General features: G+C 39.1%; 25 protein-coding genes. 23 read left to right on the forward strand and 2 right to left on the reverse strand.

The features are described 5' to 3' along the window. Positions 1–130: 130 nt before the first annotated feature. The 3 genes from trxB (at position 131) to AB3I00_RS00510 (ending at position 3,364) form a co-directional block, all read left to right on the forward strand. The gene (trxB, locus tag AB3I00_RS00500) at positions 131–1,057 is read left to right on the forward strand and encodes a thioredoxin-disulfide reductase (RefSeq protein ID WP_368024584.1); all 927 of its coding nucleotides are present in this window, start codon (positions 131–133) and stop codon (positions 1,055–1,057) included. A gap of 213 nt (positions 1,058–1,270) precedes the next feature. Beyond that, positions 1,271–2,998, forward strand: a complete 1,728-nt coding sequence (locus AB3I00_RS00505) for a phospho-sugar mutase (protein WP_002291690.1) — start codon at positions 1,271–1,273, stop codon at positions 2,996–2,998. Between the two features lie 15 nt (positions 2,999–3,013). After that, a complete protein-coding gene (locus AB3I00_RS00510; RefSeq protein ID WP_002316410.1) occupies positions 3,014–3,364 on the forward strand; it encodes a helix-turn-helix transcriptional regulator in 351 nt (116 codons plus the stop codon). Between the two features lie 94 nt (positions 3,365–3,458). Here the strand turns inward: AB3I00_RS00510 and AB3I00_RS00515 are convergent, their stop codons facing one another. Then, a complete protein-coding gene (locus AB3I00_RS00515; protein ID WP_002291694.1) occupies positions 3,459–4,319 on the reverse strand; it encodes a pyruvate, water dikinase regulatory protein in 861 nt (286 codons plus the stop codon). 91 nt (positions 4,320–4,410) lie between these two features. Here AB3I00_RS00515 and AB3I00_RS00520 point away from each other — a divergent pair, with 91 nt between their 5' ends. From AB3I00_RS00520 to AB3I00_RS00530, 3 genes are all read left to right on the forward strand, one after another. After that, positions 4,411–4,839, forward strand: coding sequence for a Fur family transcriptional regulator (locus AB3I00_RS00520; RefSeq protein WP_368024585.1), 429 nt, complete (start codon positions 4,411–4,413; stop codon positions 4,837–4,839). 161 nt (positions 4,840–5,000) lie between these two features. Continuing rightward, a complete protein-coding gene (rpsU, locus tag AB3I00_RS00525; protein WP_002287321.1) occupies positions 5,001–5,177 on the forward strand; it encodes a 30S ribosomal protein S21 in 177 nt (58 codons plus the stop codon). A 26-nt stretch (positions 5,178–5,203) separates the two neighbouring features. Next, the gene (locus tag AB3I00_RS00530; RefSeq protein WP_002291695.1) at positions 5,204–5,650 is read left to right on the forward strand and encodes a GatB/YqeY domain-containing protein; all 447 of its coding nucleotides are present in this window, start codon (positions 5,204–5,206) and stop codon (positions 5,648–5,650) included. A 155-nt stretch (positions 5,651–5,805) separates the two neighbouring features. On the opposite strand, the gene brnQ is transcribed toward AB3I00_RS00530, so the two are convergent. Further along, positions 5,806–7,185, reverse strand: a complete 1,380-nt coding sequence (gene brnQ / locus AB3I00_RS00535) for a branched-chain amino acid transport system II carrier protein (RefSeq protein WP_002291696.1) — start codon at positions 7,183–7,185, stop codon at positions 5,806–5,808. A gap of 707 nt (positions 7,186–7,892) precedes the next feature. Between brnQ and AB3I00_RS00540 the strand changes: the two genes are divergently transcribed. The 17 genes from AB3I00_RS00540 to AB3I00_RS00620 all read left to right on the forward strand — a co-directional run bounded on the left by AB3I00_RS00540 (position 7,893) and on the right by AB3I00_RS00620 (position 26,204). Beyond that, positions 7,893–8,864, forward strand: coding sequence for a PhoH family protein (locus tag AB3I00_RS00540; RefSeq protein ID WP_002291698.1), 972 nt, complete (start codon positions 7,893–7,895; stop codon positions 8,862–8,864). Positions 8,865–8,887: 23 nt separating this feature from the next. Further along, on the forward strand, positions 8,888–11,080 hold the full coding sequence (locus AB3I00_RS00545) for an HD family phosphohydrolase (RefSeq protein WP_002291699.1): 2,193 nt from the start codon (positions 8,888–8,890) through the stop codon (positions 11,078–11,080). 28 nt (positions 11,081–11,108) lie between these two features. After that, on the forward strand, positions 11,109–11,585 hold the full coding sequence (gene ybeY, locus AB3I00_RS00550) for an rRNA maturation RNase YbeY (RefSeq protein ID WP_002291700.1): 477 nt from the start codon (positions 11,109–11,111) through the stop codon (positions 11,583–11,585). Further along, entirely contained in the window at positions 11,569–11,964 is a 396-nt protein-coding gene (locus AB3I00_RS00555) for a diacylglycerol kinase family protein (RefSeq protein WP_002316408.1), read from the forward strand. The genes ybeY and AB3I00_RS00555 overlap by 17 nt, the downstream gene beginning before the upstream one ends. A 14-nt stretch (positions 11,965–11,978) precedes the next feature. Continuing rightward, positions 11,979–12,878, forward strand: a complete 900-nt coding sequence (gene era, locus AB3I00_RS00560; protein WP_002288753.1) for a GTPase Era — start codon at positions 11,979–11,981, stop codon at positions 12,876–12,878. Between the two features lie 142 nt (positions 12,879–13,020). Then, on the forward strand, positions 13,021–13,833 hold the full coding sequence (gene recO / locus AB3I00_RS00565; protein WP_081185869.1) for a DNA repair protein RecO: 813 nt from the start codon (positions 13,021–13,023) through the stop codon (positions 13,831–13,833). Between the two features lie 385 nt (positions 13,834–14,218). After that, complete coding sequence (gene glyQ / locus AB3I00_RS00570) at positions 14,219–15,136, forward strand: glycine--tRNA ligase subunit alpha (protein WP_002305598.1); 918 nt, start codon at positions 14,219–14,221, stop codon at positions 15,134–15,136. Between the two features lies 1 nt (position 15,137). Beyond that, positions 15,138–17,213 (forward strand): glycine--tRNA ligase subunit beta, encoded by a 2,076-nt coding sequence (gene glyS / locus AB3I00_RS00575; RefSeq protein ID WP_060475367.1) that lies wholly within the window; start codon positions 15,138–15,140, stop codon positions 17,211–17,213. A gap of 385 nt (positions 17,214–17,598) precedes the next feature. Further along, on the forward strand, positions 17,599–18,378 hold the full coding sequence (locus AB3I00_RS00580) for a hypothetical protein (RefSeq protein WP_368024586.1): 780 nt from the start codon (positions 17,599–17,601) through the stop codon (positions 18,376–18,378). 40 nt (positions 18,379–18,418) lie between these two features. Further along, positions 18,419–19,363, forward strand: coding sequence for an LCP family protein (locus AB3I00_RS00585; protein ID WP_002346050.1), 945 nt, complete (start codon positions 18,419–18,421; stop codon positions 19,361–19,363). Positions 19,364–19,378: 15 nt separating this feature from the next. Then, positions 19,379–20,158, forward strand: coding sequence for a YveK family protein (locus tag AB3I00_RS00590; protein ID WP_002308654.1), 780 nt, complete (start codon positions 19,379–19,381; stop codon positions 20,156–20,158). 12 nt (positions 20,159–20,170) lie between these two features. Further along, positions 20,171–20,869, forward strand: a complete 699-nt coding sequence (locus tag AB3I00_RS00595; RefSeq protein WP_002337316.1) for a CpsD/CapB family tyrosine-protein kinase — start codon at positions 20,171–20,173, stop codon at positions 20,867–20,869. A 27-nt stretch (positions 20,870–20,896) separates the two neighbouring features. Further along, a complete protein-coding gene (locus tag AB3I00_RS00600) occupies positions 20,897–21,661 on the forward strand; it encodes a tyrosine-protein phosphatase (protein ID WP_368024587.1) in 765 nt (254 codons plus the stop codon). A 12-nt stretch (positions 21,662–21,673) separates the two neighbouring features. Next, positions 21,674–23,491: a polysaccharide biosynthesis protein gene (locus AB3I00_RS00605; RefSeq protein ID WP_368024588.1), complete on the forward strand. Its 1,818-nt coding sequence runs from the start codon at positions 21,674–21,676 to the stop codon at positions 23,489–23,491. A gap of 10 nt (positions 23,492–23,501) precedes the next feature. Beyond that, positions 23,502–24,116, forward strand: a complete 615-nt coding sequence (locus tag AB3I00_RS00610; protein WP_269779037.1) for a sugar transferase — start codon at positions 23,502–23,504, stop codon at positions 24,114–24,116. Continuing rightward, on the forward strand, positions 24,113–25,006 hold the full coding sequence (locus tag AB3I00_RS00615) for an NAD-dependent epimerase/dehydratase family protein (protein ID WP_002337312.1): 894 nt from the start codon (positions 24,113–24,115) through the stop codon (positions 25,004–25,006). Before AB3I00_RS00610 ends, AB3I00_RS00615 begins: the two co-directional genes overlap by 4 nt. Continuing rightward, positions 24,999–26,204 (forward strand): glycosyltransferase family 4 protein, encoded by a 1,206-nt coding sequence (locus AB3I00_RS00620; RefSeq protein ID WP_368024589.1) that lies wholly within the window; start codon positions 24,999–25,001, stop codon positions 26,202–26,204. The genes AB3I00_RS00615 and AB3I00_RS00620 overlap by 8 nt, the downstream gene beginning before the upstream one ends. Positions 26,205–26,207 lie beyond the last annotated feature (3 nt).

A 26,207-nucleotide genomic window follows, 5' to 3' on the forward strand; every position in this document is an offset into this window, starting at 1 on the left:
AAGTCTATTGTTTTTCAGCGGATTTTTCGAGTATAATAAAGCTATTCGAGAAACGCAAGCAGAACAATAGACTTTTTTTCGCATTGGCTGTAAAGTATGCTTACTTGATTAAGTAAAGGAGAATCTACATATGTATGATGTAATCGTTATTGGCGCAGGTCCTGCTGGGATGACTGCTGCTTTATATGCTTCACGTTCAAACTTATCCGTATTGATGATCGAACAAGGCGCCCCTGGCGGCCAAATGAACAATACGGCAGAAATCGAAAACTATCCTGGTTTCGATTCAATCATGGGTCCTGATCTAGCTTATAAGATGTATGAAGGTGTTTCAAGATTTGGGATAGAAAATGCTTATGGAATCGTGCAAGATATCAAGGATCACGGCAGCCACAAAGAAGTTATTTGTGAAGATAAAACTTACGAAGGAAAAACAGTCATTATCGCAACAGGCTGTATCCACCGTAAATTAGGCGTACCTGGCGAGGAAGAATTTGCTGGACGTGGCGTTTCTTACTGTGCAGTTTGTGATGGTGCGTTTTTCCGTAACAAACGTCTAGTAGTGATCGGAGGAGGAGACTCAGCAGTAGAAGAAGCCATCTATTTGACACAATTTGCTTCTGAAGTAGTCATCGTCCACCGTAGAGATGAATTACGTGCACAAAAGATCATCCAAGACCGTGCATTTGCGAATGAAAAAATTTCCTTTATGTGGGATACAGTCGTTGACGAAATCGTTGGGAATGAAACGGTAGTGACAGGTGTGAAAGCACGTAATGTCAAAACCGGCAATGAGTTTGATTTGGCAGCAGACGGAGTATTCATCTATGTTGGACTGGATCCATTAACTGCACCATTTAGAGAAGCAGGGTTGACGAACGAAGCTGGCTGGATTCCAACAGACAACGAAATGAAGACGAATATACCAGGCGTTTTTGCCATCGGAGATGTTCGTGAAAAAGATTTGCGACAAATCACTACTGCTGTTGGTGATGGTGGGATCGCTGGACAACAAGTGTATAAATACTTGGAATCTTTAGAAGAAACAACTGCATAAGTTTAAAAAGAGTGGAAGAACGGTTTCAATTGTTCTTTTACTCTTTTTTTTCGCGTGAAATCTACTGAATCCGATTTATGCGAATACTTGCAACCGTGCTTGATAAAAGAATCCTTTCTTGATTTAAGCGTTTTTTGGTCCTCATACTTTCATATCTAATAAGTGAATGCTATACTTATTAAGAACCATATTTCAGAAAGAGGTGTTATTTTCATGTCTTGGGAACAAGTGTATGAACAATGGGTACATGAAGAAAATTTAGAAGAAAACTTAAAAAAACAATTAAATGATCTGGGTGAAGATCCTGAAAAACTTGAAGATGCTTTTTATGCACCGTTGGAATTCGGTACTGCAGGCATGCGGGGAATCTTAGGGCCTGGGATCAATCGAATGAACATCTATACGGTAAGACAAGCAACAGAAGGACTTGCACGTTTCATGGATACACAAGGCGAAGAAACAAAACGCCGAGGTGTCGCTATCGCTTATGACTCACGCCATCAATCACCAGAATTTGCCATGGAAGCAGCCAAAACATTAGCACATCACAATATCCCATCTTATGTATTCGAAAGTCTACGTCCAACACCAGAGCTTTCTTTTGCAGTCCGTCATTTGAAGACGTTTGCGGGAATCATGGTAACTGCATCCCACAATCCAGCAGCTTACAACGGATATAAAGTCTATGGAGAAGATGGGGGACAAATGCCTCCTGCAGACGCAGATGCATTGACGAAATATGTCCGTGAAGTCAGCAATCCGTTAAAAGTTGAAGTATTATCTGACGAAGAAGCTGAACATAGCGGATTGATCACGATCATCGGAGAAGAAGTGGATGCCGCTTATCTAGAAGAAATCAAAGCAGTAACGATTGATCATGAATTGGTGGAAACAATGGGGAAAGATTTGAAACTTGTGTACACACCACTTCACGGAACAGGAAAAATGTTAGGCGAACGTGCGTTGAAACAAGCTGGATTCGAACAATTCGTACTAGTTCCAGAACAAGCTGTCGCAGACCCAGATTTCACTACAGTCAAATCACCAAATCCAGAAGAACACTCTGCTTTTGAGTATGCGATACGACTTGGCGAGAAAGAAGGCGCTGATTTGCTGATTGCAACAGATCCTGATGCAGACCGTTTAGGTGCAGCCGTTCGTTTGCCAAATGGCTCCTATGAAGTATTGACCGGAAACCAAATCGGAGCACTGTTTGCTCAATATATTTTGGAAGCACACCAATCGCGAGGCACTTTACCTGAAAACGCAGCGGTATTGAAATCGATCGTTTCTAGCGAATTACCTACAGCAATTGCGGAACACTATGGGGCTACCATGTTCAATGTATTGACAGGATTCAAATTCATTGCTGAAAAAATTCAACAATTTGAAGAAGATCATTCCCATACTTTTATGTTCGGATTCGAAGAAAGTTACGGTTATTTAGTTAAACCTTTCGTTCGCGACAAAGACGCGATCCAAGCATTGCTCTTATTAGCAGAAGTAGCAGCTTACTATAAAAAACAAGGCAAAACGTTGTATGATGGCTTGCAAACGATTTTTGAAACCTATGGCTACTACGCAGAAAAAACGATTTCTGTGACAATGAGCGGACAAGAAGGCTCTGCGAAAATCTCTGCTTTGATGGAAAAATTCCGTGAAGAAGCACCAACAGAATTTGCCGGAGCAAAAGTCATCCAAACAGAAGACTTCAAAGAGTTGACGAGAACAAACCGTGAAGGAAATGTAGAAAAACTAACGACACCGCCATCTGATGTATTGAAGTATACGCTGGAAGAAAATGGCTGGATCGCTATCCGTCCTTCAGGAACTGAGCCGAAAATCAAGTTTTATATCGGTGTAAAAGGAAACTCTTCAGAAGACGCAGCTGAAAAAGTAGCCGCTTATGAAGCGATTATCCAAAAGATGACAGAAGAATAAAAAAACTTGAGACTGATGGAAAAAGTGGTAAACTTTAGAAGTCAGTCTTTTTTCAAGTTGGAGGTGAATGGATTGCCAGACACGCAAAAAACAAAAGTAGAGAAAGTCAGCCAACTATTCAAAATGTTGAGTGACCCCACTCGTCTCAAAATTCTGCTGTATCTGAAAGACGGGGAACAAAATGTGACAGCAATCACCCAAGCAGTAGAAATGGAACAATCTGCTGTATCGCATCAACTGCGTTTATTAAGAGAAAACCATGTCGTCAAGTCCCATCGTGAGGGAAAAGCGATTTTGTATAGTCTTGATGATTCTCACGTACTGGATATTTTGAACCAGACGCTCAAACATGTGGAACATCAATAACGATAGGTGCAAATAGAGACAAACTGGACTGTATCAACGAATCTTCTTCGCTGACACAGTCCAGTTTTTTTTAAGAAAAAGACAAGAAAAACTGTTAGTCTGTTTCTTCGGTGGTTTCAGTTCCATAATAACTATGATCTTCTAGGTCTAAAGCATTCAAAATAAGCGAAGCTGTTTCTTCAATAGATAAAGAAGCGACATTGATTACTACGCAGCCCAGTTTTTCATAAAGATCATTCGCAAAATCGAGTTCAGCTCGTATTTTTTCGATATCGGAATAAGCAGTATCAGGATTTAATCCATAAGAGCGCATCCGTTCTTTACGGATATTGTTTAAAATATCTGGGTTATTCGTCAGTCCCACGATTTTTTTAGGATCGATCTCCCAAAGCTGTTTGGGAATATGTGCTTGTGGGATCAAAGGTAGATTGGCAACTTTTAAATTTTTGTTAGCTAAAAACAAGCTCAGAGGCGTTTTGGAAGTTCGGGATACGCCTAGCAAAACGACATCTGCTTCTAGAAACCCACGCGGATCTTTCCCGTCATCGTATTTTACAGCAAATTCCATTGCTTTGATCCGTTTGAAATAGTTTTCATTCAATAAATGAAGGGCGCCAGGTTGCCGAATGGGCTTGATACCAGTTAAGCGCTCGATTTCTGATATCGGCGGAGTCATCACATCAAAACTAAATAATTGATGTTCTTCACAAAAAGAACGCGTCATCTCGATCAATTCTTGATTGATCAATGTGTGTAAGACAAGAGCTTTTTCTTCTAGTGCATCTTGCAGTGCCTGCATCAATGTTTTCTCATCTGTCACAAATGTTCTGCGGAATAAATTGAACTCAACGCTAGGATATTGGGCCATAGTGGCTTGCGCTAATTTTGTCGCAGTTTCTCCAGCAGAGTCGGAGATGACAAAAAAAGTAACGATTTCTGTAGAATCGGAAGACATGGATAAAACCTCACTTGCATTTTTTTTATGTTTATTATACCATACTCTAGAATGTGTACTTCGTAATCATTTTGATTTGGAGGAATAAGTCATGAAAAAACAGACATTGATCGAACAATCACTAGAAACATTGAAAAATAACGGTTTTAAATATACTAAAAAAAGAGAAGCATTGTTAACTTATTTAGTGAAGCGCAATCGCTACGTATCCGCTAAAGAAGTTTTTGACTATATGAATCAGGAATTCAAAGGAGTAAGTTACGATACGATTTATCGAAATCTCCATGATTTTGCAGAAATCGATTTACTGGAAGAAACCGATTTAAATGGAGAGATGAAGTTTCGTTTTCATTGCTGTCAAGGGGAAATCGGCCATCACCATCACTTTATCTGTACGGTGTGCGGAACAACGAAAGAAATCCATATGTGTCCAATGAATTATTTCGAAGAACAGCTCGTTGGATGTACGATCGAAGGGCATAGATTCGAGATTTTCGGAAGATGTGAAAATTGTCAATAAGGATTTAAATAAAATAACATTTGATAATTTTAAAAAAAAGCAAGATTTCCTTGACGGTCAAAACAGCATTAGATATAATATTTACAGGACAGTCTTGTTTTTTGAGATATATTTCAATAACAATTACGGTTACTTTTTAAGCTCGGAGGGAGGGAATTAACATGTCAAAAACAGTCGTTCGCAAAAACGAATCACTTGACGATGCTCTTCGTCGCTTCAAACGTTCCGTGTCAAAAGCGGGTACTTTACAAGAATCTCGTAAACGTGAATTCTACGAAAAACCAAGTGTAAGACGCAAGAAAAAATCTGAAGCAGCTAGAAAACGCAAAAAATTCTAGTTCTGTGATGAATTGGAGTTGGTAGTGTGTCACTACTAAGTAGATTAAACGATGACATGAAAACAGCGATGAAAGCCAAAGATAAGGAATCTTTACAAGTCATCCGAATGATCAAGTCATCTATACAAAACGAGCAGATTAAAGAAGGTCACGACTTGACAGAAGAAGAAGAATTAACGGTGTTGTCTCGCGAAATGAAACAGCGACGTGATTCTTTGCATGAGTTTGAAGAAGCAGGACGTGACGATTTAGCTGAAAAAGTAAAAAGTGAAATTGTGATAGTCGAAAAATACATGCCGGAACAACTTTCCGACGAAGAAATTCGACAACTTGTTCAAGAAGCAATCACACAAACTGGTGCTTCATCAATGAAAGAATTTGGCAAAGTCATGGGTGCGATCATGCCTAAAGTCAAAGGAAAAGCAGATGGAAACCAAGTAAATGCCATTGTGAAAGAACTATTACAATCTTAATTTTATCATTTAAACTGCGGACAATCATTGTCCGCAGTTTTTTTGTGCTCGTAAAAAAAAGAACTAAAAAATAGCTAGACGAAAGAATAGGATTCTTTCATCTAGCTGGTTTTTTCCTGTTTAATATTTCTTAGGTTAAATTGTGTTTGATCTGGTTATTCTTCTGGTAGTTCATTTGCTTCTTGCTTGTACCCTGATAGGCGATAGGCGTAATAGAAGAGTAAGCTGCCAGCGTAACCAAGTAACGTTGGGACCATCCAACCAAGTCCTAATGCAGCAAAAGGAACGTGATGATGATAAAATTCGAGCATGCTTGCTACAACTCTTTGTTGACTCACTAAAGCAGGCGAATTTGCCAGCATATCCAATACGGCGGGAACAGCAGCAAACAACATCGTTACTTGATAGACAAATGGTGTCTTTTGGAAAAATTTTGCTGTTAAGGAAAGCAAGATCAACGCAAGCGACAATGGATACAAAAGCATCAATACTGGTAAAGACCATTGGATGATATTGTCCAAACCAGCATTTGCAACGACAAAAGAGACGAAAGTCGTTAACCGCAGCCATGTCATATAACTGACTTTAGGGAACAGTTTATGGAAATCTTGTGCAAAAGAAACAACGAGTCCCATAGCGGTAGTGAAGACACCTAATGTGACCATCACTCCTAAGAAGCTAGCGCCGAAGTTACCTAAATAAAAATTAGTGATCTGAGAAAGTGCAGTTCCGCCATTTTCTGATAAAGACATCTTATTCAAACTCATCGCACCGAGAAGAACAAGACCAAAATAGATCATGACTTCTAGCGCAACGCTCAGGCTACCAGCTTTTGCTGTTAATTCTGTGACTTTTTTATCTTTGAAACCAAGGTCACGGACTGCATGGACAAAAGTGACACTTAAGGCAAGCAAGGCTACTGCATCAACCGTGTTATAACCTTCTAGGACACCATTTGTTAAAGCGTTTGTTTGGTAAGTATCTGCAGCAGATTGATTTAGATTTCCCATTGGGTGGAATAAAGAAACGACAAAAATGATTGCTAATAATGCAAGAAACAAGGAGTTTAGATACTTTCCGACGTATTTGACCAACCGTGTGGGATGGACAGTAAGGAAATAAGCAAGTAAAAAGAAAAGAGCAGAGAATAAAAACATACCTAATGAATTATATTTTTCAGGCAAAAATGGTTTAGCAGCCATTTCAAAAGCAGTAGCAGCTGTCCGTGGTGTACCGAAAAATGGTCCGATCGTCAAATGAACAAGGATTAAGAACAAGGCAGCATACCATTTTCCGACAGGTTTAGCTAAGTCATACAGACCATCACTTTTTGTCACTACTACAGCTAAGATAGCTAGTAATGGGAAAAGAGCGCCTGAGATGGCAAATCCTACGCCAGCACTGACCCAGTTTGCGCCAGCCATTTGACCTAAGTGGACAGGAAAGATTAGATTACCTGACCCGAAGAACATCCCGAAGATAAGTGAACTGACCATCAATAGTTGTTTCCATGAATAAGTTTTTGTTTCTTCCATAAATTTTTCCTCCAATAATTATCATTTTGATTGACGATATAAACGTTGCAGCAATTAGTAATGCCACTAATATCAGATTCCATGAAAACCACCACCTTAAAATATAAAAAAAAAGCCCTTTTCCACTTGGGAAAAGGGCTCTAGATTCTAGAACGGTACCACCTTTTTTCGCTTAAAAAAGCTTCTTCATTCACGGACGCTTTTTGATAAAGTTATCCGCTAGCCTGATAATGGAGGCAGCCACAATGATCTACGTTTTCGACATTGACTCGGAAATGATGTTCGTCTATTCGATTTATTGTCATTTCTCACTTACATGACTCACTGGGAATAAATCGTTGAATAGCCTACTGTTTTCCTCGACGCTTTGCTGTATGTTTATTTGTTGACGTAATAATACACCTGTTTTTTTTGAAATGCAAGAATATTTTAACTATTTTGTTTTCTTTTTTTGAAACAAGAAAAATACCTAGAGAATACTTGCTGAATGAAACGGAATATTTTGTTCTCCACTTTCATATAACTTACATTCTCAGATTCTTTTTATCAAAACGAGACCTTTAGCGAATGGAAACGGCTATTTTTTAACGTTTCTTGGTACGTATGGTTAAACGACTCTTTTACAACCTTTTCTTATTTGCTATATAGTTTCTTCTGAGTATGGTAAAATAGGAAAGAATGAATCGAAAAAAAGGGGATGTCTATTTTTGACGGAAGAGTCTAGTTCTTTAGAGATTAGATTGACAGCTGCTGATGATGTCAGCATGCTTTTAGGTGCACACGACAAGCATATAAAACTGATCGAGGAAACAACGGAAACAACCATCCATACACGTGGAGAAATCATTCAGATCATTGGTGAACAATCCCAGATTTCCTTGGCTGCCTCAGTCATTCGGACATTACAGGAATTGATCAAACGAGGAATCCACGTAAGTACACCAGATGTCGTGACGGCATTGAAAATGGGGCAAAAAGGTACATTAGATTATTTTGTTGAGATGTATGAGGAAGAGATCGTCAAAGACCGTAATGGAAAACCTATACGGGTAAAAAACAGCGGTCAAAAGAAATACGTTGAATCGGTAGCCAAACATGACATCGTATTTGGTGTAGGGCCAGCCGGAACAGGGAAAACGTTTCTTGCCGTAGTATTAGCAATTGCTGCCTTAAAAAAAGGCGAAGTGCAAAAAATCATTTTGACGCGGCCCGCTGTAGAGGCAGGGGAAAACCTAGGCTTTCTACCCGGGGATCTGAAAGAAAAAGTGGATCCTTATCTGCGGCCTGTTTATGATGCTTTATACCAAATTTTTGGATTGGATCATACGAACCGATTGATGGAACGAGGCGTAATCGAAATCGCACCATTAGCTTACATGCGGGGGCGGACATTGGATGATGCATTCGTTATCTTGGACGAAGCACAAAACACGACAGTCGCTCAGATGAAAATGTTCTTGACCCGTCTCGGTTATCAATCAAAAATGATTGTCAATGGGGATACAAGTCAGATAGACTTGCCTCGAGGGACGACAAGTGGTCTTGTTCATGCAGAACGAACACTAAAGCAAATCAAAAAAATCGATTTTGTTAATTTTGAAGCAAGTGACGTTGTTCGGCACCCTGTAGTTGCCGAAATCATCAAAGCTTATGAAAAGGCGGATCTTCATCAAGAATAAGCTTTGCTTAGGAGGATAAGCACATGTTGAATAAAACACTGCAGAAACTACAAGAAAAACTCGGAAAGGCAGCATTGCCTTTCCTTCTGTTCTTGTTTTTTATCATTGTCTGCGGCGTTACATTTAGTAGTGTCAAACAAAAGGCCAATGATTTTAGAGAAGGCCAAGTAGCAGAAGAGAGTATCCGTGCGAATAAAACGATCGAGAACACGGAAGAAACCGAACAAAGAAGAAAACTGGCAGCAGAAGCAGTGACTCCAGAATATACTTATCAAAAAGATCTGGCAGATGACCAGAACAATCGGATCAAGCAATTATTCGAATTGATCGATAAGACGAATGATACCATCAACAAATCTTATAATGACAAGGTAGATAAGGCGAAGGAAGATGAAAATATCCCGAAACCTACTACAGAAGAGCGGATTGCTACACTGAAGAAAAATTTTGAAAACGTGAATGCAGAAAACGTTGCGTTTTACCAAAAACTGCCGAACAATTTTTATTCGACGATATTTGAAATGACTGAAACGGAAATTCACACGGTTAGGGATGAAAGTTTGAAGCTCATTGACGAACAGATGAGTAAACAAGTTCGTGAAAGCGAATTGGAAGCTTTTAAACAAGAAGCAGAAGATCAGATTCAGTATTTGAATGTCACAACAGAGCAGCAACAAATGATTCGCTACTTAGTGGATCAAGGCATTGTAGTCAATGATGTATTGAATGAGAAAAAGACAGAAGAATTAAAACAATCTGCACGAGAAGCTGTACAACCAGTGATGATCTTCCAAGGAGAAATCATTGTTCGCGAAGGAAATCAAATCGATGCTTCAGCGATGAAAAAATTGGAATTACTAGGATTGACGAATCAAACGACTTCGATTTTCCCACTCATTGCCATGGTTTTAGCTGTTTTGCTTCAAATCGGTGTACTGATTTATAATTCACTCCAATTTCAAAATGCAGGAGAAAGAACAAAATACGTACTTTTCTACGTGACAGCAATGTCAGTCAGCGTAGTACTAATGAAATTTTTCCAACTCTTCCAAACAGAACAAGCTGCTTATATTCCGCTGTTTTACCCCGCGGCTTTTGCTCCACTTGTTTTAAGCTTTTTCTTGAATCGAAGAGCAGGGATCATGGCTGGTATTTTCCAAGCAGTATCCGCACTTTTCATTTTTTATGATTCGATTGGCACGAACTTTCTGACAGTTATTTTGATGTCCTATGTATTTTCTGGTCTCATGGCAACGATCGTCAGACGCAAACGGATCTCAGAACAAGGGTTATCCGCTGCTATGTGGGTCATTATTTTCCCTGTGATGATGGATGTCATTTTGATTATCTACCAAGGAATGAGCTTTGGAGATGCAACGACTTGGTTAACGCTAGTCTGCGGATTCACAGGTGCACTGTTCTCATTCTTGCTGACGATAGGTCTGCACCCCTATATTGAATTGATGGTCAATGATGATAGTGTGATCGTATTAAATGAACTCAGCAATCCTAATCATCCTTTATTGAAACAGTTGCTGGAAGAAGCACCAGGCACGTATCACCATAGCATGATGGTAGCCAATCTAAGTGCTAATGCTGTAGCAGAAATCGGTGGACGTTCTTTACTAACTCGAGTAGCTTGCTATTATCATGATATCGGCAAGATCAAACACGCCAGCTTTTTCGTTGAGAACTTGCCTTCAGGAGCGGAAAATCCGCACAATTTCTTATTGCCAGAAGACAGTAAACATATTATCTTTGGACATGTGACAGATGGTGCTAAAATATTGGAAGATTATAATATGCCGCAAATGGTGATCGATATTTGCAGACAGCATCATGGAACCACGCTGATGCGTTATTTCTACGTTAAGGCAAAGGAACGCAACCCGGAAGTCACGGAAGAGCAATTCCGTTATCCTGGACCAAAACCTCAAAGCCGTGAAGCAGGAATCGTCAATATAGCTGACAGTTGTGAAGCGGCAGTACGGGCAATGGACCATCCAACGAGCGAAAAAATCGAAAGTTTTGTCCATAATCTTATAGAAGAGCGTATTTCCGATGGACAATTGGACGACAGTGGATTGACGTTAAAAGAAATCCGTAAAGTAGAAAAATCATTGATCAGCGGTTTAAGCAGTACCTTCCATTCTCGGATCAAATATCCTAAAATGAAATCGGAAGTTGAGAAGATAAAAGAAGAACAAGAAGAATAGCAAGAAGAATAGAAAGAAGCGATGTATAATGGATATTACCTTCATGGATGAAACAAACCAAGTATCAGAAGAGAAAATGAAAGAAATCGACGACTTGCTGCAATTTGCAGCATCATATTTAGAGTTGCCAGAAGAAACAGAAATGTCTGTTACTTTCATGGACAATGCAGCGATCCAAGTAATCAATCGTGATTACCGTGGAAAAGATGCACCGACAGACGTCATCAGTTTTGCCTTGGAAGAAGAGGGCGAAGACGAAATCCCAGTGATTTTTGAAGATGGAGAGAATCCATTACCTCGTGTACTGGGAGACATCATGATCTCTACTGAACGTGCTGCAGAGCAAGCAGAAGCTTACGGCCATTCGTATGATCGGGAACTTGGCTTTTTAGCGGTTCATGGATTCTTGCATATCAACGGGTATGACCATATGACACCAGAGGATGAGAAAGAAATGTTTGGTTTACAGAAAGAGATCTTAGATGCCTATGGACTTAAAAGATAAAAACGTAGAGAAAAACAAACATTTCCTGATGTCCGTGGAATTTGCCGTCCAAGGAGTCAAAACCGTTTTTGAGGAAGAACGCAACATGAGGAAACATGTTGCGTTCGGAATCCTCGCTTTGTTTATGGGCGTGATTTTCCAACTTGATCGGATAGAATGGTTATGGCTGCTTTTAGCTGTTTTTCTCGTATGGATAGTAGAAATCATCAATACTGTTTTTGAAAATGTCGTAGACATGTTTACGGATTTTCATTTTCATCCGATTGGGAAAAAAATCAAAGATATGGCAGCTGGAGCAGTTTTAGTGACCGCTTGTTTTGCCGTCATCGTTGGGTTGATTTTATTTGTCCCTAAAATATATCATTTGTTGTTTAATTAAAAAGGAGAACATATATGCCAGAACATAAATCAGGGTTTGTCGCAATCGTCGGCCGCCCGAATGTAGGAAAATCCACGTTATTGAATCGAATCGTGGGTCAAAAAATTGCCATCATGAGTGATAAGGCACAGACAACTAGAAATAAAATCCAAGGAGTATATACTACACCAGAAGCTCAGTTGATTTTTATTGACACACCAGGAATCCATAAACCAAAGCATCGTTTAGGAGATTTTATGGTAGAAGCAGCTTACAGTGCGTTGAAAGAAGTGGACGCGGTCTTATTTATGATCAGCGCTGATCAAAAACGCGGCCGAGGAGACGATTTTATTATTGAACGTCTAAAAAACGTGCATTCTCCTGTTTATCTGATTATCAATAAAATCGATAAAATCCATCCAGACGAGTTGTTGGGAATCATCGAAGATTATTCAACGCAGATGCCCTTTGCACAAGTGATTCCAATCTCTGCTACAGAAGGAAACAACGTCGAACGTTTGATGGATGTATTAGTCAGTGAAATGCCAGAGGGCCCACAATATTTTCCAGATGATCAAGTGACTGATCATCCTGAATACTTCATCGTTTCTGAATTGATCCGTGAGAAAGTCTTGTTTTTAACACGAGACGAAGTGCCTCATTCTGTCGCAGTCGTTGTTGATTCGATGAAGCGAAACGAGAATGATAAAATCCATATCCAGGCTACGATCATCGTCGAAAGAGATAGCCAAAAAGGGATCATTATCGGTAAAGGCGGAAAAATGCTGAAGCAAGTAGGAACGAAAGCAAGAAAAGATATCGAAAATCTTTTAGGAGACAAAGTCTTTCTAGAACTTTGGGTCAAAGTTCAAAAAGACTGGCGAGACAAAAAAGTCTATCTGCAAGACTTCGGCTACCGAAAAGACGAATACTGATATTCTGAGCTTCTTGTAAATTAGGTATAGAAATAAACTGGATAAAAATCCGCGTGTTGAGAAAAGCTGCGGAAGATCGCAACATAAATGATCTGGATCGGCAGAATCTGCTTTTCCAGATTTATTTTTTAGGAGGGAGAATATGAGCCAGCTTGCAGAATCAAAAGGCTTGATTTTATCTAGCCGTAATTACAAAGAAAAAGATAAATTAGTCAAAATCTTTACAGAATCTTCTGGCAAAATGATGTTTTATATCAAAGGGATCCATCGGCAAAATCAGCCCTTATCTCCGGCTTTGCTCCCTTTTACTGAAGCAGTTTATATCGGGAATTTTCGAAGTGAAGGTCTGTCATTTTTAAGCAGTGTCAAAGATGTCCATGCGTTTCGACACATCCAAGAAGACATCTTTTTGAGCGGCTATGGCACATATTTATTGAATCTAGTAGATGCGGCAATCGAAGATCATCAGTACGACCCTCATTTGTTCCAGTTTACGCAACAAGCACTGCAACGGATGGACCAAGGAGATGATGCAGAAATCATCACGAATATTTTTGAAGTCCAAATACTGCAACGCTTCGGGATCGCGCCGATCTGGACGCACTGCGTCGTATGTGGGGAAACAAAAGGGAAGTTTGACTATTCTTCCAAATATGGTGGTGTGATATGCGAAAGACATTGGTCGATGGACGATCACCGTTATCATGCAGATCCTCGAGCTGTTTATTTCGTTCGGATGTTTTCAGCTATTTCTTATGATAAGATCAGTGGAATCCATCTGAAAGAAGAAACCAAACAAGCAATACGTGAACTCATCGACCAGCTGTATGATGAATATGTCGGTATCCATTTGAAAAGCAAAAAGTTCATCGATCAAATGAAGTCTTGGGCACACGTATTAAAGACGCCAGAGAAAGACATGTCTGAAAAAGATCTACCTAAAAAAGAAGAATAGTAAATGAAACATACAACAAAAAATCAAAACCATTTGACAAACACAGGGAGTTCCGTCTATTATTAACCGTAGATCAAATAGATCGTTCACTGAGAGGATCTATTATAGAAACAAGAAAACTGCAAAATGAATACGTACATTGACCAAGATCAGTAAAAAACACGTGGTTTAGCGAGTTCGGGAGAGTGGGAGCCGGACCCAAACGATTTTTGAAGAGGCACTTGCGAGTACGATAAATGAAGCTGCCGAATCTTTATTCGGAAGTAGGGTGGAACCGCGAATTATTCGTCCCTATGTCTGTAATCAGACATAGGGATTTTTTGTCGTTTTCTTTCCTGTATTCTTATTTGACAGCAACGCTTTAAAATTGAAAGGGGCAAAACAGATGAGTAAAAAATTGACCGTCCAAGATATGATTTTAACATTACAAAAATTTTGGTCATCAAACGGCTGCATGCTGATGCAAGCGTATGACACAGAAAAAGGAGCAGGTACGATGAGCCCATATACCTTTTTACGGGCAATCGGACCAGAACCATGGAATGCTGCTTACGTAGAGCCATCTCGCCGACCAGCTGATGGACGTTATGGCGAAAACCCAAACCGTTTGTATCAGCATCATCAATTCCAAGTCGTGATGAAACCTTCACCTGAGAATATCCAAGAGCTTTATTTAGAAAGCTTGCGCCTTTTAGGAATCGATCCATTAGAACACGACATCCGTTTTGTTGAAGACAACTGGGAGAACCCATCCATGGGCTGTGCCGGTGTGGGTTGGGAAGTATGGCTTGACGGAATGGAAATCACACAATTCACGTACTTCCAACAAGTTGGTGGACTGCCTTGTAAACCAGTCACTTCTGAGATCACTTATGGACTAGAACGTCTTGCTTCTTATATCCAAGAAGTTGAAAGTGTCTATGATTTAGAATGGGCTGATGGCGTGAAATATGGCGAGATCTTCAAACAACCAGAATATGAACATTCCAAATATTCTTTTGAAGTAAGCGACCAAGACTTGCTACTAAGCAACTTTGATCGTTTTGAAAAAGAAGCTAAACGCTGTATCGATGAAAATCTTGTTCATCCAGCGTATGATTATATTTTGAAATGCAGCCATACATTCAATTTATTAGATGCTCGCGGTGCAGTATCCGTAACAGAGCGTGCCGGTTATCTTTCCCGTATCCGCAACATGGCTCGTGCTGTAGCCAAAATCTTTGTGGCAGAACGCGAAAAATTAGGATTCCCTTTGTTGAATAAAAACACAGCAAATCCAGAAACCGTGAAGGAGGCTGAATAAGATGGCAAAAGACTTATTACTTGAAATCGGGCTGGAAGAAATGCCTGCCCATGTTGTCACACCAAGCATGAAACAATTAGAAGAAAAAACAGCAAAATTTTTAGATGAAAACCAATTGACTTATGATACGATCGAAACATTTTCCACACCGCGCCGTTTAGCAATCAAAGTAACAAATATTCCAGAACGACAAGCGGACAGTGAAGAAGAAGTCAAAGGACCAGCCAAAAAAATTGCTTTGGACGCAGATGGAAACTGGACGAAAGCAGCGGAAGGATTTGTCCGCGGACAAGGTCTGACGACAGACGCTATCACTTTTAGAGAATTAAAAGGTGTGGAATATGTCTATGTAACGAAATACACTCATGGTAAGGAATCCAAAGAAGTATTGACAGGTTTAGCAGATGTCATTAAAAGCCTGACTTTCCCTGTAACGATGCATTGGGCAGAATACGATTTTGAATATATCCGCCCTATTCACTGGATCGTGGCATTGTTAGATGATGAAGTAATCCCATTCGAAATCTTGGATGTCAAAACAGGCAGAGCCTCTCGAGGTCATCGTTTCTTAGGCGAAGATGTGACATTTGCGCATGCAAAAGAATATGAAGAAAAATTGAATGAACAATTCGTCATTGCGTCTCCGCAAAAAAGACAAGAAATGATCGTTACACAAGCCAATGAATTAGCCGAAAAAAATCATTGGGTTATTGATCTAGACGAAGATTTATTAGAAGAAGTCAACAATTTAGTCGAATATCCAACTGTCTTTTCTGGCGACTTCGAAGAAAAATATCTTTCTGTTCCTGAAGAAGTACTAGTCACTTCTATGAAAGAACATCAACGTTATTTCGAGGTACGGAATGATCAAGGTATGCTGCTTCCTCATTTTATTTCTGCTCGTAATGGTGATCGGGTAAAATTGGAAAATGTGGTTCGAGGCAATCAAAAAGTATTGACGGCTCGTTTAGAAGATGCGGAATTCTTTTATAATGAAGACAAGAAAGCTTCAATCGACCAATACGTTGAAAAACTAAAAACTGTTACTTTCCATGAAAAAATCGGTAGTATCTATGAGAAAATGCAGCGGGTACAAGTCATTGCCCGTATCATTGGCGAACAAGTAGGACTATCTGAGGAAGAATTGATGGATCTGCAACGAGCTGCTGAAATCTATAAATTTGATCTAGTAACCAACATGGTAGGGGAATTTCCTGAACTGCAAGGGATCATGGGCGAAAAATATGCTCTGCTGAAAGGCGAGAAACCTGCTGTAGCGACAGCGATTCGTGAGCATTACATGCCTATATCCAGTGAAGGAGAGCTACCTCAGTCTACAGTAGGTTCTGTTTTAGCGATTGCAGATAAATTAGATAGCATCTTTTCTTTCTTTGCTGTTGGGATGATCCCAAGCGGTTCAAACGATCCTTATGCCTTACGTCGCCAAGCATACGGTGTCGTTCGGATCATCGAATCGAAAAAATGGGCCTTTCCTTTGTCTGTTCTGCAAGAAACGATTAGCGATGTTATCAGTAAAGATACGGATCGTTTCGGCATTGGTTTATCAGAAGGGCAACAACAAGTGATCGACTTTATCAAAGGCCGTCTGCGCCAATTATTGACAACGAAGAACATCCGTCATGATGTCATTGATGCTGTTTTGAATGCGGAACAAAAAGATTTGACAAAAGTATTTGCAGCAGCACAATTGTTCAAACAACATCTTGCAGATGAAGACTTCAAACCTTCAATGGAAGCTTTGACACGTGTCGTGAACTTAGCGAAAAAAGCGCAGCTTGAAAAACAATCAGAAGTAGACCCTGAGCTGTTCGAAAACGACGCAGAGAAAGAATTACACAAAGCAGTAGAAGCAATGAAAGCAAGTTTTGCTGACCAAACGATCCACGAAAACTACGACCAGCTTGTCGCTCTTCGTCCACTGATCGAAAATTATTTTGATCAAACGATGGTCATGGCTGATGAACCAGCGGTACGTAAGAACCGACTAACACAACTAAGTCAAATAGCTGCCATGGCTTTGTCATTAGCAAGCTTGGATCAAATCATCACAAAATAGTCTTTTGTTTGAAAAACAGAGAGCATGCACGAAACGTGCTGTGTCTCTGTTTTTTTTGTTATAAATATAAATAGCTGTTATTAATTCTATTTTAATAATTTTTGTTATTTTATTCTTCGTTCGAATTTTCAAAACGCTCATGAAAAGTGAAGAAATAAAAATGAAAACGATTAATCATAATCTTGTTACTGTTTTATTTACTTTTAAATTAGGAATTTCCCTAGTCAAGAAAACTGTTTGTGGTATGATTATATAGGGAAAACCTGTTTATAAATATTTCTATGAATATATTAGTTTAATTATGCTTTTAAAATAAAAAGCGCTCATTCTGATGTGAATGAATCACATCTTTATTTATCTATCATCAATATTTAGGAGTGAATCTATGGAAAAGCCGTTCGTCAAGTTATTGGCTACTGTGGCGGTAGGCACAGGCGCTATTGTGATTTGCTTGTTTGGATACCATTTCAATAATCAGCGGCAACATCATCAACGGATCAATTACGCAGAATCTGCCATCACCAATCAAAAAGACACCGTGACCTCTTTATCAAAAGAAGTAGATAAGCTGTACAGTACAAAAGAAAAAATTTTCCTAAATCCTGAAATAACAGAAGAAACAGTTTCAAATTTGTCACATAAACTATCTTCTATCAAACTTTCAGCAGATGATTATGACATCAAGGAATCAGAATTACCTAAAGAAGCTGCTGTGATCCAAGAAGAAAAGAAAGCAGTCTTAACACAGTTAGAGGATGCAGAATCAAAACTGAAGATCCAGACGGCTGTCAATAAATTATTTACTAAAAACGTATCAAACTGGCAGCAAGCTGTGGATGATGTCATCATCAAAGAAAAGTTGGCAAGTGCAGATGTCGCCCATGTACGTGAAAATATGAGCTTTTTTAAGGATAGTGCTTGGAAAACAGTCGTTATGCAATATCTAGGATTCGCTGATACCCAAATTGCACAAGTCACGCAACTAGATCAGCTATTCGATACGATGCTGAAAGACGGTCAAGTAACAGCTACTGCTACTTACGATCAATATTTGACCGCACTCAGTCTCATCGAACAGATCCGGAATGAAAAAATAAGAGCCGTATACGCGTCAAAAGCAGAAACAGTCGCTCAGCAAATGGGCTATAGCAATACGAGCTATTAATAAGCGAGAATTCAAGCAAGGCTAGCAAACGGAGGAAACTATGGCAAAACGAAGAAGAAAATCAAGAGGGAAAAAGATATTTCTAATTATTTTAGCAATTCTTGTCGTATTAGTATTAGCAATCGTAGGAGTAGGAGCAAAATTATATCTAGATCTCTCACATTCTATTGAGAAAACTTACGAATCAGTGGAACGAACCCAAGGAGAACGAACAAAACCAGTTGATCTGGACAAACAAGAATCTTTCTCTGTTCTATTGATGGGGATCGATACGGGAGATTTAGGTCGGGTCGATCAAGGACGATCAGATACGATGATGGTTGCCACAGTCAGTCCTGAAGACAAACAGACAACGATTGTCAGCATTCCTCGTGATACATATGTCGACATCGTTGGACATGACACAAAAGACAAGATCAACCACGCTTACGCATTCGGCGGAGCTGCCATGGCGATGGATACCGTACAAAAATATGTAGACATCCCAATCGACCACTATGTTTCAATCAATATGAAAGGTCTAAAAGAACTCGTTGATGCAGTTGGTGGTATCGAAGTCAATAATGACCTCACCTTCTCACAAGATGGCTATGATTTTACGATCGGTAAAATCACATTGAACGGGGATCAGGCATTGTCTTATTCTCGTATGCGTTATGAAGATCCAAACGGTGACTACGGCAGACAAGAACGTCAAAGAAAGATTGTAGAAGGTGTAGCGAAAAAAGTGTTGAGTCTGAACGGTGTAAGCAACTATCAATCCGTTTTGAATGCTCTAGAGTCGAATATGAAAACAGACATGAGCTTTGATGAAATGAAAAAGATTGCTTTAGATTATCGGGAGGCATTTGGTACGATCAAGCAAGATCAGCTGCAAGGAGAAGGCTTCATGCAAGACAATATCTCATACCAAAAAGTCAGCGATCAAGAACTTGATCGTGTGAAAAAAGAATTAAAAGATCAAATGAATCTAGAGAATAAATAGGAAAGTGGAGAAAAAATGGAAGAGACAATCAGCTTGAAAGAAATTTTTGAAACATTACGCAAACACGTGATAACAATCCTCATCTCAATGTTTGCTGGCTTGGCCATCTCAGGCATCGTGACGTTTTTCATCTTGACACCAAAATACAGCTCACAAGCCCAATTGATCGTGACACTGCCGCAATCAGATACTGCAAATGTCAATGATGTCAATACGAACCTGCAAATGATCAATACGTATAAGGATATGATCGTCAGTGATCTAGTACTAAATGAAGTCAAAGATCGTTTAGAAACAGAAGACAATGTGAAAATGACTGCTGGACAAATCAAAGATGCTATCTCTGTCAATCAGTCACAAAATTCACAAATGTTTTCGATCCAAGCAACAAGCACAAATGCAGTGACGGCTCAACAGATTGCTAATACAACGTCACAAGTATTCCAAGAGAACGCCAAAGATGTGATGAATGTCGATAAAATCTCGATCATCTCAGGTGCAGTTGCCAATACGACACCTGTTTCGCCAAATAATAAATTGAATCTAGTGATTGGCTTAGTGTTAGGAATGATGGTAGGTGTAGGTCTAGCTTTCTTATTTGAATTACTTGACCGGACAGTAAAAGATGAAAAATATGTGACGGATACATTAGGCTTCCCAATCTTAGGAACAGTTCCAGAAATGTCAGCGAAAGAATTGAATGCTGGTATCCGTAAAAAAGGACCAGCTCCGACACAACCAAAAGCTACAAATGATAAAACAGCGCCATCACGCAGAAGCCGCTCAAGAGTCTAGGAGGAAAGAAAAATGGCACGAACACAGAAACAAAAAGCAACCCAAACTCATGCAGTCAGTTTGGTCACACTCACAAATCCCTCTTCACCAATCGCTGAACAATATCGTACGATTCGGACGAATATCCAGTTTGCCTCCGCAGCTGGTCAGCAAATCAAAACGATTGTTGTGACTTCATCAGGACCTGGAGAAGGGAAATCGACCACTGCAGCAAACATTGCCGTTGTTTTTGCCAAATCCGGTCAACGGGTGCTGCTAGTCGATGCAGACTTACGTAAGCCCGTCATCTATAAAACGTTCAAGTTGAACAACGCAAGCGGATTAAGTACTGTCCTTAGTTCATCAGGGAGTGTAGCAGATGAGATCCAACGAACGCCAGTCGACAATTTGTCGATTCTACCAAGTGGACCTAAACCACCAAATCCATCAGAGTTACTAAGTTCGCCAAGAATGGATCAGATTTTAGCAGAAGCAAGACAACTATTTGATGTAGTGATTTTCGACATGCCACCAGTCGTTGCCGTAACAGATGCACAGATTATGTCTTCCAAAACGGATGGTACCTTATTGGTCGTACGTGAAAATACGTCACGTAAAGAATCATTGACTAAAGCAAAAGAATTGCTGGATATGGTACAAGCGCGTGTCCTTGGTGTTGTATACAATGGGGCAGAACACAGCAAAGATGCTGGCTATTACTACGGGAATTAAGAAATAAAAAGAGAGGAGACAAGAGAAATGATCGATCTACATTGCCATATCCTGCCAGGAATCGATGACGGAGCAGAAAACTTAGATGCCAGTATCGCCATGGCTGAAAAAGCGATTCAACAAGGGATCACACATATTTTATGCACACCCCATCACAATAATGGAAAATACAGCAATGAAAAATCACAAGTCATTTCTCTAGTCGCTTCGTTACAAGCAGAATTAGAGAAAAGACAATTGCCTTTGACGTTATTGGAAGGACAAGAAGTACGTATTACCGGAACACTGATTGAAGACATCCACCGAGATGAAATTTTATTTACAGATTTAGATGATACATATCTTCTAATCGAATTTCCGACACTGGAAGTGCCGTTATATGCAGAACGGCTCTTTTTTGAGTTGTTACAACTAGGAAAGACACCAGTGATCGTCCATCCAGAACGCAACGCGCATTTTCGTAAAGACCCGAATCATTTGCTGCCATTCCTAGATATGGGATGCTTGGCCCAACTCACCGCACCAAGTTATGTCGGTGTATTTGGCAAAGATATCCAGAAAACAGCCAAAACGATGGTCAAACATAACCTCGTGCAAATGGCTGCTTCCGATGCCCATGGTATCTCTAAACGTACCTTTTACTTAAAAGAATGTTATGAGCAAATCGCCAAGGACTTTGGTAAGGAAAAAGTAGTACAGATGAAACAAGTCGCAAAGGACCTGATCAACGGGGATGAGATCAGTTATCCAGTCTATGAAGAGGTAAAAAAGAAGAAGTTTGGTTTATTTTAGGGGGAATGTAGGGTGTTTGTTTTAACAAGAAGAAGAAAAATCATTACTTTGATTTTAGTAGACAGCTTGTTATTAATTGCTGCAAATAGTGCAGCGGTTAATTTTATGGAGCCGTTTGTAGCTATACCAATAGATCTTATTTTAATCTCCAGCGGGTTATCGATTGTTTTTTATCTATTATATGGTAGTTTTTTCAAAGTATTCACTCGAATCAATCGTTACACCAATTTAAGAGAGATGATTGCGATTTTTGGTTCGTTATCTGCAAGTGCGGCCTCAAGTATCATCGTATTGCTTTTCATAAATAAACAATACAGTTTACGTTTAGTCATCTTTGCATACCTACTTTCGCTATTATTGATCATTGGCAGCCGATTGATCTGGCGTATCTATATCGAAACAAAAAATATGAGGTATCTATCAACAGATTCCGCTAAAAATACCTTGATCGTTGGGGCCGGCGAAGGAGGACGTATTTTATACAACAGTTTTCTTGGATCCAAAACGGCTCAAGATATCCATGTCGTTGGATTCGTGGATGATGATCCGAATAAAAGAAATACGTATCTTTCAGGAAAAAAAGTACTGGGGTCGTTAAAAGATATACCGGAATTGATCGAAAAATATGACATCCAAATGGTAACGATCGCTATCCCTTCTTTATCAAGAAAAAAATTACGAAGAATCTTTGAGTTAGTCGAATCCGCTCATGTGAAAGTCAACACGATGCCTTCTATGGAAGAACTTGCCTCAGGGAAAATCAGCGTATCAAAATTAAAAACCATCGACGTAGTGGATTTACTGGGAAGAGATGAGGTAGAGTTGGATATCGAATCCATCAAAGACCAGATCACAAACAAAGTCATTCTTGTCACCGGTGCAGGAGGATCAATCGGTTCAGAAATCTGCCGGCAAATCATCCAATTTGACCCTGCAAAACTATTACTTTTAGGTCATGGGGAGAACTCAATTTACTTGATTGACCGTGAATTACGCACGCATCATCAAAAGTGTCCTACAGAAATCGTGCCGATCATTGCGGATATCCAAGATCGCAAGAAAATCAATGAGATCATGGAACAATTCCACCCAGATATCGTCTACCATGCAGCCGCTCATAAGCATGTACCATTGATGGAATATAACCCAAAAGAAGCAGTCAAAAACAATATTTTCGGTACAAAAAATGTAGCAGAAGCAGCCAAAGCAGCGAAAGTAAAAAACTTCGTCATGGTCTCGACAGATAAAGCCAACAATCCGCCAAATGTCATGGGTTCAACGAAACGAATCGCTGAAATGATCGTGACTGGGTTGAATGAAGAAGGCTGTACGAAATTCTCAGCTGTCAGATTTGGGAATGTCCTTGGTTCTCGTGGAAGCGTGATTCCAGTATTCCGGGAACAAATTGCTCAAGGAGGGCCAGTCACTGTAACAGACTTTCGTATGACCCGATATTTCATGACGATTCCTGAAGCTAGTCGTTTAGTTATTCAATCTGGCGCATTAGCAAAAGGCGGCGAAATCTTTATTTTAGATATGAGCGAACCAGTGAAAATCGTAGATCTAGCCAAAAACATGATCCGATTGAGCGGATATAGCGAAGACGAGATCGAAATCATTGAAACAGGTATCCGTCCAGGGGAAAAACTATATGAAGAACTATTGTTGGATAAGGAAAGAAACGATGAAGCAGTTTACGAGAAGATCTTTGTGGGAAACATCAAAGGTTATTCCATGCAAACAGTGATGGACTTCGTCAAGAGCCTGCCGCAAGACGACGAACAATTGGCTAAAGAGATCGTCACTTTTGCAAATGCTTCGAATAAGTAGGGGGAGTAAAGTGTATAAAGACGGTTTAAAAAGAGGGATAGATTTTTTATTATCTTTAGTTGGTATCATCGTATTGTCACCGATCCTTTTGATTCTATGTATAGCTATCAAAATCGATTCAAAAGGTCCAGTCATCTTTAAACAAAAACGGGTAGGAAAAAACAAATCCCATTTTTATATCTATAAATTCCGAACAATGAAAGTAGATACGCCTCAAGAGACACCAACTCATTTGTTATCAAATCCTGACTTTTTTATTACACGAGTAGGAAAATTCCTTAGAAAAACAAGTCTGGATGAACTACCGCAATTATTTAATATATTAAAAGGGGACATGGCAGTCATCGGACCACGCCCAGCGCTATGGAACCAATATGATTTGATTGAAGAACGAGACAAGTACCACGCAAATGATATCCGTCCAGGACTAACAGGCCTCGCACAGATCAGTGGACGGGATGAATTAGAGATTGACTACAAAGCACGTTTAGACGGACAGTACACAGCAAATATCACGCCAATGATGGATCTAAAATGCTTTTTTGGAACTATAATCTCCGTCTTTAAAAGCGAAGGCGTTGTCGAAGGCGGAACTGGTTCGGTGAAAAAGGAGGATGTAAAATGAAAAAGATCCTGATTACTGGTGCAAACAGCTATATTGGTACATCCTTCAAACAATGGATGACACAATTTCAAGACGAGTATCAAATCGACACACTAAGTGTACGAGGTGACGCGTGGCGAGAACATGACTTTTCGGGGTATGATACGGTTTTTCATGTAGCAGGTATCGCGCACGCAGATGTATCGAAAGTAAGCGAAGAAACCAAACAGCTCTATTATGCGGTCAATCGAGACCTTGCAATTGAGACAGCAAAAAAATATAAACAAGATCTATCAGGAAAGAACGGACAATTCATTTATATGAGTTCCATCATTATTTATGGTGAAGAAACAAATATCAACAAAAAACGTGTAATCACTCCAGATACCAAACCAAATCCTTCCAATTTCTATGGTGACAGCAAACTGCAAGCGGAAATTGGCTTACAACCATTAGATGATGATACTTTCCATGTTGCTATTTTACGTCCACCAATGATCTATGGACCGGGGAGTAAGGGGAACTTTCCAGAATTAGTTAAACTAGCGGATAAGTTACCTGTCTTTCCTGCTATTAAAAATCAACGTTCCATGCTATTTATTGAAAATTTATGCATGTATTTAAAAGAAATAATTGATGAAGAAAAGAATGGTATCTTTTTCCCGCAAAATAACGAGTATGTCAGGACAAGTGATATTATACAAACAATAGCAAAATATAAAAAGAAGAAAACGGTCATCCTTCCTTATTTCAACTATTTTGTTAAATTGTTAGGGTATTTTCCTGGAAAAGTTGGCAGGCTTACAAACAAAGCATTTGGAAATCTAGTTTATGCTCCTAACGAAAGAGATGATAGACTAGTTGACTTCGAAGAAACAATAAAAAAGAGTATAGGATATAAAAATGAGTAAAAAGAAAATTTTAGTTGTTTCCCAATATTTTTATCCTGAACAATTCAGAATAAATGATATTTGTAAAACTTGGGTTGAAAAAGGATACGATGTAACAGTTTTGACTGGCATCCCTAATTATCCCCATGGAGATTTTTATGAAGGTTATGGGTATAACAAAAAAAGAAATGAAAACTATGAAGGAATAACGATTAAAAGAATCCCAATTATCCCTAGAAAAAAGAACAGTCTTATGATGGGGCTAAACTATCTTTCGTTTGTTGTCTCTGGTGAACTTTGGAAAATGTTAAATAAACAGAGATTCGATTTAGTGTTTATTTACGAGGTATCCCCTATGACACAAGCATTGCCAGCAGTAAAAATAGCAAAGAAGTTTGGTATACCATGTTATATTTATGTAATGGACTTATGGCCTGAAAATTTTGAAATAATAACAGGTATAACCAATCCTCTTGTCATTAAACCACTGGATAAAATGGTAGATTATATTTACAAAAATTGTACAAAAATATTTACTGCTTCACGTAGCTTTAAGAGAAATATAGAAAACAGAGGAATTGATTCAGAGAAGATCCATTTCTGGCCTCAATATGCTGAAGAGTTTTATCATATCACGGATACAAAAAGTGATAAATTAATATATGATAAAAAAATAAATATTACTTTTGCTGGAAACATCGGAACCGCTCAAGGACTAGAAATATTACCAATGGTTGGTAACAAAATAAAGGAAAAACAGCTAAACGTTAGATTCAACATTGTCGGGGATGGAAGATATAAGCAAGAACTGATGGATGAAGTGGAGCGTGCTAGTTTACAAGAATGGTTTCATTTTGTTGATCCTGTTCCTGCAACTGAAATCCCTGAGATATTAGCAGGAAGTGATTTCTCTTTTGTAAGTTTACAAAAAAACGACATATTTTCAATGACAATCCCTGCAAAACTACAGTCAAGCATGGCTTGTGGTAAACCTATTTTATTATCCGCAAATGGTGAAGTAGCAGATATTGTTAAAGAAGCTAAATGTGGCTTTGTAGGAAAAGCAGGAGAACCTGATGATTTATTTGATAATTTATTACAGATTGTTCATTTATCTTCTCAAGAAATAGATAAATTAGGAGAAAATTCTAGAAGATACTTTGAAAAAGAATATGAAAAAGAAAAATTATTGACTATTATGGATAGCTATTTAATGTAGGAG

Source organism: Enterococcus sp. C76 (genome assembly GCF_040886985.1).
Lineage (GTDB): Bacteria > Bacillota > Bacilli > Lactobacillales > Enterococcaceae > Enterococcus_B > Enterococcus_B lactis.